The 8540-nt window shown below is 32.8% G+C and carries 6 protein-coding genes; all 6 read left to right on the top strand.

The window, feature by feature from the left end; all coding sequences use genetic code 11:
* Positions 1–136 precede the first annotated feature (136 nt).
* Positions 137–1372, top strand: a complete 1236-nt coding sequence (locus N4A42_RS06305) for a M48 family metallopeptidase (RefSeq protein ID WP_294071493.1) — start codon at positions 137–139, stop codon at positions 1370–1372.
* A gap of 177 nt (positions 1373–1549) precedes the next feature.
* Positions 1550–3757 (top strand): RelA/SpoT family protein, encoded by a 2208-nt coding sequence (locus N4A42_RS06300; RefSeq protein WP_294071491.1) that lies wholly within the window; start codon positions 1550–1552, stop codon positions 3755–3757.
* 101 nt (positions 3758–3858) lie between these two features.
* On the top strand, positions 3859–4311 hold the full coding sequence (locus tag N4A42_RS06295) for a Fur family transcriptional regulator (RefSeq protein ID WP_294071489.1): 453 nt from the start codon (positions 3859–3861) through the stop codon (positions 4309–4311).
* Positions 4312–4324: 13 nt separating this feature from the next.
* Entirely contained in the window at positions 4325–5605 is a 1281-nt protein-coding gene (locus tag N4A42_RS06290) for an adenylosuccinate synthase (RefSeq protein ID WP_294071487.1), read from the top strand.
* An 89-nt stretch (positions 5606–5694) separates the two neighbouring features.
* The gene (locus N4A42_RS06285; protein ID WP_294071485.1) at positions 5695–7560 is read left to right on the top strand and encodes an OstA-like protein; all 1866 of its coding nucleotides are present in this window, start codon (positions 5695–5697) and stop codon (positions 7558–7560) included.
* Positions 7561–8540: aspartate aminotransferase family protein (locus N4A42_RS06280; protein WP_294071482.1), on the top strand; the 980-nt coding region annotated here is incomplete at its 3' end.

The following is an 8540-nucleotide window of genomic DNA, read 5'->3' as shown; positions in this document are numbered from 1 at the left end:
GATTCTATGAATGTTTCTGTTGCTGCTGGAATCCTTATTTTTGAAGCTAAAAGACAACGGAATTTTGAATAATTCTCAAAAGAATAAGAAAATTCTCTATTTAAACTGACAAAATAATATCTATTCAAAACATATAATGACTGCTAGTACTCTATTTTATATCATCATAGCCATCATCCTTATTAACTTCATCAAAGACAAAATCCTTGATGCTATAAATGCCAAACATTTTAACGACCCAATACCAGAAGAGCTAAACGATGTTTATGATACTGAAGAATATAAAAAATCTCAAAACTACAAGTCTACCAATTATAGATTTGGTATATGGTCCTCTTTGTTTTCCTTAGTATTAACCTTAGGTTTTCTATTACTTGATGGATTTGAGCATGTAGACAATATTGCCAGAAACTACTCTAACAAACCTATTGTAGTGGGTTTAATCTTTTTCGGAATTATAATGATAGCTAGTGATATTATCACTACTCCTTTTGCCTATTTCAAAACCTTTGTGATTGAAGAGCGATTTGGTTTTAATAAAACCACTAAAAAAACTTTTGTACTAGATAAACTAAAAGGTTTATTAATGATGGTTATTCTTGGAGGAGGTATTATAGCGCTTATTATTTGGTTTTATCAGATTACAGGAAATAATTTTTGGCTTTATGCATGGGGAATTGTAACGCTTTTTACGGTGTTTATGAATATGTTTTATTCGCGATTAATTGTACCAATGTTTAACAAACAAACGCCTTTAGAAGAAGGTGAGTTACGTAATAAAATCTCAGATTATGCAAAATCTGTTGGCTTTAGTTTAAATAAAATTTTCATTATTGATGGTTCTAAACGAAGTACCAAAGCCAATGCCTATTTTTCTGGTTTTGGTAGTGAAAAACGTGTTACACTATACGATACATTGGTTAATGACTTAGAAGATGAAGAAATTGTAGCTGTTTTAGCTCATGAAGTTGGGCATTATAAACGTAAACACATTATTTTTAATCTAGTTACATCAATTCTATTAACTGGATTAACATTTTACATATTATCTATTTTTATATCTAACCCTCTACTCTCTAATGCTATTGGTGTAGAAACACCAAGCTTTCATGTTGGATTGATTGCTTTTGGATTACTCTATTCTCCTATTTCTGAAATTACAGGTTTAATAATGAACTATGTTTCGCGAAAATTTGAATATCAAGCAGATGATTATGCTAAAACCACTTATAAAGCTGAGCCATTAATTACCTCTCTAAAAAAATTATCTAAAAACAGTTTAAGTAATCTTACACCACATAAAGCCTATGTTTTTATACATTATTCTCACCCTACATTATTGGACAGAATTAGGAATCTGAGAAAATCATAAACTCCCTTTCACAAAACAAAAAATTATATTTTTCAACTATATACCATTGACTAAAAACAACTTACCACATAAACCCATAAAAAAATATATCTTTTCATATAGACAAAGTAATTCTCAATAAAAATTCCTTTAAAAAACTCATTGCTCATTTCATAGAGTTTGCTTACTTTAGTTCTTATGACTGAAGTGGATATTGAAAAAGAAAATGCAGCAATTGCAAAAGCCTACAAAGAACTTTTAAGAGTAAGCTACCGAACCTTAAGTGATGATGATAAAAGATTGATTCGCCATGCCTTTGAGGTAGCTCTAGATGCGCATAAAGATCAACGACGCAAATCTGGTGAAGCTTATATTTTTCATCCTATTGCTGTAGCCAAAATTGTGGCTTCCGAAATAGGATTAGATGCCACTTCTATTGCAGCTGCACTACTTCACGATGTTGTTGAGGACAATCCAGATTACACTATTGCAGATATAGAACGTCTTTTTGGTGAAACTGTTGCCAGAATTGTAGATGGGCTCACAAAAATATCATCCTTAAATCATGATATGGATGTTTCATTGCAAGCAGAGAATTTCCGTAAAATGTTGTTAACGCTTCATGAAGATGTTCGTGTAATCATTATAAAAATTGCTGACCGTTTGCACAATATGCAAACCATGGGTTCTATGCGACCAGACAAGCAAGTCAAAATCGCCTCAGAAACCTTATATATCTATGCGCCATTAGCACACAGAATAGGGCTCTATAATATTAAAACAGAACTTGAAGATTTAGGGCTTAAATACACTGAACCAGAAGTGTATAATGATATTGAGGAGAAGATGCAAGAAAGCAAAGAAGAGCAAGATGCATATATAAAAGCCTTCTCTAGTGTCATTGAAAAATCTTTAAACAAGGAAGGTCTTAATTATGATATTAAAGGACGACCAAAATCTATCTTCAGTATTAGACGAAAGATGGTAAAACAAGGAGTTTCCTTTGATGAAGTCTATGATAAATTTGCGGTTAGAATTATCTATAAATCAGATTTAGAAAATGAAAAATTCCTCGCCTGGAAAATTTATTCTATAGTTACAGATCATTTTACACCAAACCCAATAAGGTTACGCGATTGGATCTCATCACCTAAATCTACAGGTTATGAAGCCTTACATATTACAGTTGTTGGCCCTAAGAGTCGTTGGGTAGAAGTTCAGATTCGTAGTGAACGTATGAATGAAATTGCTGAAAAGGGGTATGCAGCACACTTCAAATACAAAAACACAAATGTTAAAGAAGATAATTTAGATCAATGGATAGGTAAATTACAAGAAGCTTTAGAAAGTAATGAAACCGATGCTGTAGATTTTGTTGAGCAATTTAAGCTTAACCTCTACTCTAAAGAAATTTTTGTTTTTTCACCAAAAGGAGATTTAAAATCACTACCTAAAGGAGCAACACCTCTCGACTTTGCATTTAGTATTCACACCGAAGTTGGTATGAAAACTCGTGGTGCAAAAGTCAATGGTAAATTAGTACCTCTAAGCCATGAGTTACAAAGTGGAGACCGTGTAGAAATTCTAACATCAGACAATATAAAACCAAACGCTAATTGGTTAGATTATGCTACTACAGCAAGAGCACGAAGCAAAATTAAATCGGCTTTAAATGCACATACTAAAGAGATTGCTGCTGAAGGGAAAGAAATACTTAGACGTAAATTAAAACAACTTAAAATTACGTTAAATGAAAAATCGGTAAATGAATTGGTTAACTATTTTAAACTAAAAACCTCTTTAGATTTATTTTACCGTGTTGGTATTGGTACTATAGACAATACTAAACTAAAGGCTTTTGCTTCTTCTAGAAGTAATGCTTTTATGAGTTACATAAAAAACAGAATCCGAAAACCCGAAACACCAAAAGATATTGATAAAGAAGAAATTACTTCTAAATACGATATGCTGGTTTTTGGTAAAGAAGAAGAGCGTCTTAACTATACTTTAGCTAAATGCTGCAATCCAATTCCAGGAGATCAAGTTTTTGGATTTTTAACTATAAATGATGGCATTAAACTGCACAAAAAGAATTGTCCTAATGCAGTAAGTTTACAATCTAATTATGCCTACAGAATAATGACTGCTAAGTGGATAGATTCGTCGCAACGCACGTACACTTCGCAAATAAAGTTATCTGGAATAGACAATCTTGGTTTGGTTAATAATATTACAACACTAATTTCTGAAAATCTTCATGTTAATATGAAAAGTATTAGCTTTTCTAGTGAAGATGGAGTTTTTAATGGTAATATTACAGTCGAAGTAAAAAATCAAACAATGCTAAAAAATCTCATTGATAAACTTAAAAAAATTAGCGGAATTGATAAAGTAAGTAGAGTTTAATCTAAGCTAAGAAAGTCTTGAAAACTTGTTCATTTCTTTCAATTTTAATGCCAAAATAAGTCATGCTTATCCTATAATTTTATGTAAATTTGTAACTTATTATGAATGCAAAAACAGAAGAAAGTAATCAAGAAATTGTAAAACGCGTTTTTACTCAATTTCTTGAAGACAAAGGACATAGAAAAACACCTGAGCGTTACGCTATACTTCAAGAAATTTACGAAAGTGAAGAACATTTTGATATCGAATCTTTGTACATCAAAATGAAAAATAAAAACTATCGTGTAAGTAGAGCTACATTATACAACACTATAGAATTATTATTAGAATGTGCTTTAGTACGCAAACATCAATTTGGGCAAAACCAAGCGCATTATGAAAAATCATATTTTGATAAGCAACACGACCATGTAATTCTTACAGATACAGGAGAAGTTATAGAATTTTGTGACCCACGCATTCAATCTATAAAAAAAACCATCGAAGAGGTTTTTAATATTGAGATAAATAATCATTCACTATACTTTTACGGCAACCGTAAAAAAGACGACTAACTAATTTTTTAAAATGGCAGTAGACTTACTACTTGGATTACAATGGGGCGATGAAGGCAAAGGTAAAATTGTCGATGTTTTCACCTCTAAATACGATATCATTGCACGCTTTCAAGGTGGACCAAATGCTGGGCACACTTTAGTTTTTAATGGCAGAAAGCATGTACTACATACCATACCTTCTGGTATTTTTCATGACAACACTGTAAATCTTGTTGGTAATGGTGTGGTTATAGATCCTGTAATTTTCAAAAAAGAGTTAGATAAATTAGATGAGCAAAATGTGGATTATAAAGCATCCCTTTGCATTTCGCGTAAAGCACATATCATTTTACCTACGCATCGCTTACTGGATGCTGCGAGCGAAGCTTCTAAAGGAAAAGCAAAAATAGGCTCTACACTTAAAGGTATTGGTCCAACTTACATGGACAAAACAGGTAGAAATGGTATTAGAGTTGGTGATATTGAATTAACCAACTGGAAAGAAAAATACAGAAACTTAGCCGACAAACACGAGGCTATGATTAACTTCTACGATGTTGACATTCAATATGATTTAAAAGAATTAGAAGTAGAATTCTTTGAAGCTGTTGAAACTTTAAAAACCCTTAAGTTTATTGATTCTGAAGAGTATGTTCATAATGCACAAACTTCTGGTAAATCTATTTTAGCTGAAGGTGCACAAGGTTCACTTTTAGATATTGATTTTGGAACTTATCCGTTTGTAACTTCTTCTAACACCACAGCTGCAGGAGCTTGTACAGGTTTAGGAGTGGCTCCAAACCAAATTGGTGATGTTTTTGGTATTTTTAAAGCTTACACAACGCGTGTTGGCTCTGGTCCTTTCCCAACAGAATTATTTGATGAAGATGGAGAAACTATGGCACGTGTTGGTCATGAATTTGGTGCAACTACAGGTCGTCCAAGGCGTTGTGGCTGGTTAGATTTAGTGGCATTACGCTATGCATGCCAAGTTAATGGTGTTACTCAACTTATTATGATGAAAGGCGATGTGCTTTCTGGTTTTGACACTCTAAAAGTATGTACTGCCTACAATTATAAAGGTGAAACCATTACACACTTGCCTTATAATATTGAAGAAGAAAATGTAACACCTATTTATACAGAAATAAAAGGTTGGTCTGAAGACTTAACTGGTATGACAGAAGCTTCTCAATTACCTAAAGCACTTAACGAATATGTTGAATTTTTAGAAAACGAGCTTAATATTCCTATTACTATAGTATCTGTTGGTCCAGACCGTAAGCAGACAATTGTAAGAAAGACAATATAGTTTTTTAAAAATTATAGATTCTGTTAAAAAAACTGTTAACTGATACTAAAGCTTATCTTTAAATGTTACTTTGTAAAAAACACACAGTTTTGAATTCCATAAAGAATCTAATTTTAATAGTAACACTATGCTTTTCTGCATTAGGTTTTTCGCAAGACAAGCAAAAAATCACAATAGAATATGCAGGTATTGCAGCTTCAGATCCAGAGATTGAAGATGGTGCTTTAGTGTTTCTACGAGACGAATCTCAACAAGTTCACTTTGTACACAAAGGCGTTAATATGTGGTGCGATAAAGCCATTTATTACCAAGACCAAGATTATATTGAAGCCTTTAGTAATGTAAACATGAAACAAGGCGACTCTATTAATATGGTTGCTAAGTATGTTGAATATAGTGGCAAAACCGAATTGGCTTTTGCACAAGGAGATGTGGTTTTAACCGAACCTCAATCTGTACTAACAACAGATAAACTTTACTTTGACAGAACTAGACAATTAGCCTACTATAATACAAGTGGTAAGGTGGTAAGAGACTCTTCAGGTACTATTACCAGTCAAATTGGTCGTTACTATATGAACGCTAAAAAATACCAATTTACTAAAGATGTTGTACTTGTAAATCCTGACTACACACTTAATACAGATCGTCTCGATTTTTTTCCAGATAATGGTCATGCTTATTTATATGGTCCATCAACCATAGTTGGTGAAGATAGTAAAATTTATACTGAGCGTGGTTTTTACGACACTAATGCTAATACAGGCTATTTTCAACGCAATGCTAAAGTAAATTATGATAGTAGAACTGTTGAAGGTGACAGTATTTATTTTGATCGTAACCGAAGTTTTGCATCTGCAACTAATAATATTACAGTAACTGATACTATAAATAATAGTATTGTAAAAGGACATTATGCAGAAGTTTGGCGCGATAAAGATTCTGTTTTTATTACCAAACGTGCTTTAGCTATTACAGTTCAAGAAAAAGATTCTATCTATTTGCATGCTGATACGTTGATGGTAACTGGCAAAGAAAATAATCGTATTACTAGAGCTTATTATAATGCTAGACTATACAAAAGTGATTTAGCAGGTAAAGCAGATTCAATTCACGTAGACCATAAAACAGGTCTTACAGAGTTAATTAACCTTAGCCGTTTTAGCTCTAAAGATGCTTTTGCAACAGCCAGAAAACCTGTATTATGGAATTTAGGCAACCAAATGACTGGCGACACCATACATTTAATTTCTAATGTAGAAACTGAAAAACTCGACTCGTTAAAAGTATTTAATAATGCTTTTTTAGTTAGTAAAGATACCATTAGTGAAGATGGTTATAACCAAATAAAAGGACAACGTCTCATTGGACTTTTTAGAGATAATGAGCTTTACAATGTAGATATTATTAAAAATGCAGAAACCATTCGTTATATGCGAAACGAGCAAAACGAATTAATTGGTATTCAGAAATCAAAATCTGGAAGTATTAATATTCAAATTATAGATCAGGCTTTAGAAGAAGTTCGGTTTATTAATCAAATAGATGGTAATATTTTCCCAGAACCAGATTTTCCAAGAAATGCCAGAAAACTCAGAGGTTTTGATTGGAGAGGTGAAGAAAGACCATCATCAGTAGATGATCTCTTTAAAGATGACCCTCCTTTAGTTTTACCAAGAATCTCTGGTTTAGAAGACTATGTTCCACCTGAAGATTTTGTAGACGACAGTGTTAAAGAACGTATTGAAAAAGCAGCTGAAGCCACACCAAATAAAGCTAATAAAGCCGCTAGAAATTTACCAAAAAACGAAGCTTCAAGCCTCAAAAAAAGTTCAAAAGTAACAGACTCAACAGTTAAAGCTAATATAGAAAAGCCTAAAACTAATTGGACACCTAACACAAAGCCGATAGAAGTTCCGGAGGATAAAAAACTAAAAGAGAAAAAAGGACAATAGTTGCAAGCAGATTTTTTAAAATATCAAGCGCAAACAACACCACATCCTTTAGCTATGGAGGTTAGTCATGCCAAAGGTTCGTACATTTACGATACAAATGGAAAAGAATATCTCGATTTTGTAGCAGGAGTATCTGCTTGTAGTTTAGGACATTCACACCCAAAAGTAGTTGAAGCTGTAAAAACGCAATTAGATAAATATCTCCATGTTATGGTTTATGGAGAATATATTCAACAACCTGCTCTTGAATTGTCTAAGCTTTTAGCCCAACATTTACCTAATCCATTAGAAACTACTTATCTCGTCAATTCAGGTACTGAAGCCATTGAAGGTAGTCTTAAATTAGCAAGACGTTATACAGGAAGAACTGAGATTATTGCTGCAAAAAATGCTTATCATGGTAACACAATGGGTTCTTTGAGCCTTATGGATTACGAAGAACGTAAAACACCTTTTCAACCTCTTATTCCAGATGTAAAACATATTGCTTTTAATTCTGAAAATGATCTTCAACAGATAACAGAAAACACTGCTGCTGTTATTTTAGAAACCATACAAGGTGGAGCTGGTTTTATTGAGCCAAATAATGACTATCTAAATAAAGTACAAAAACGTTGCAATGCTGTAGGAGCCGTTTTTATATTAGATGAAATTCAACCTGGTATAGGAAGAACAGGTAAGCTATTTGGTTTTCAAAATTATAACTGCCAACCAGATATAGTTGTAACTGGCAAAGGTCTTGGAGGTGGTTTACCCATTGGTGCTTTTACAGCATCAAAAGAGATGATGCTTGCTTTAAGTGATAATCCCAAATTAGGTCATATTACAACCTTTGGAGGAAACCCTGTTATCGCAGCTGCTGCATTAGCCACTTTAAAAGAAGTTACAGAAACCAATTTAATGGCTGAAGCTCTTGAAAAAGAACAACTCATTAGAGAACATCTTCAACATAAACATATAAAAGAAATTAGAGGAAAAGG

Source organism: Winogradskyella sp. (assembly GCF_025210595.1).
GTDB lineage: Bacteria > Bacteroidota > Bacteroidia > Flavobacteriales > Flavobacteriaceae > Winogradskyella.
The sequence above is the reverse complement of the archived record's forward strand: the minus strand, read 5'-3'. Positions and strand labels throughout refer to the sequence as shown.

Bases quoted from the DNA above. Each gene is read 5' to 3' on its own strand.
- N4A42_RS06305 (WP_294071493.1), top strand. From the start codon at position 137: ATGACTGCTAGTACTCTATTTTATATCATCATAGCCATCATCCTTATT.
- N4A42_RS06300 (WP_294071491.1), top strand. From the start codon at position 1,550: ATGACTGAAGTGGATATTGAAAAAGAAAATGCAGCAATTGCAAAAGCC.
- N4A42_RS06295 (WP_294071489.1), top strand. From the start codon at position 3,859: ATGAATGCAAAAACAGAAGAAAGTAATCAAGAAATTGTAAAACGCGTT.
- N4A42_RS06290 (WP_294071487.1), top strand. From the start codon at position 4,325: ATGGCAGTAGACTTACTACTTGGATTACAATGGGGCGATGAAGGCAAA.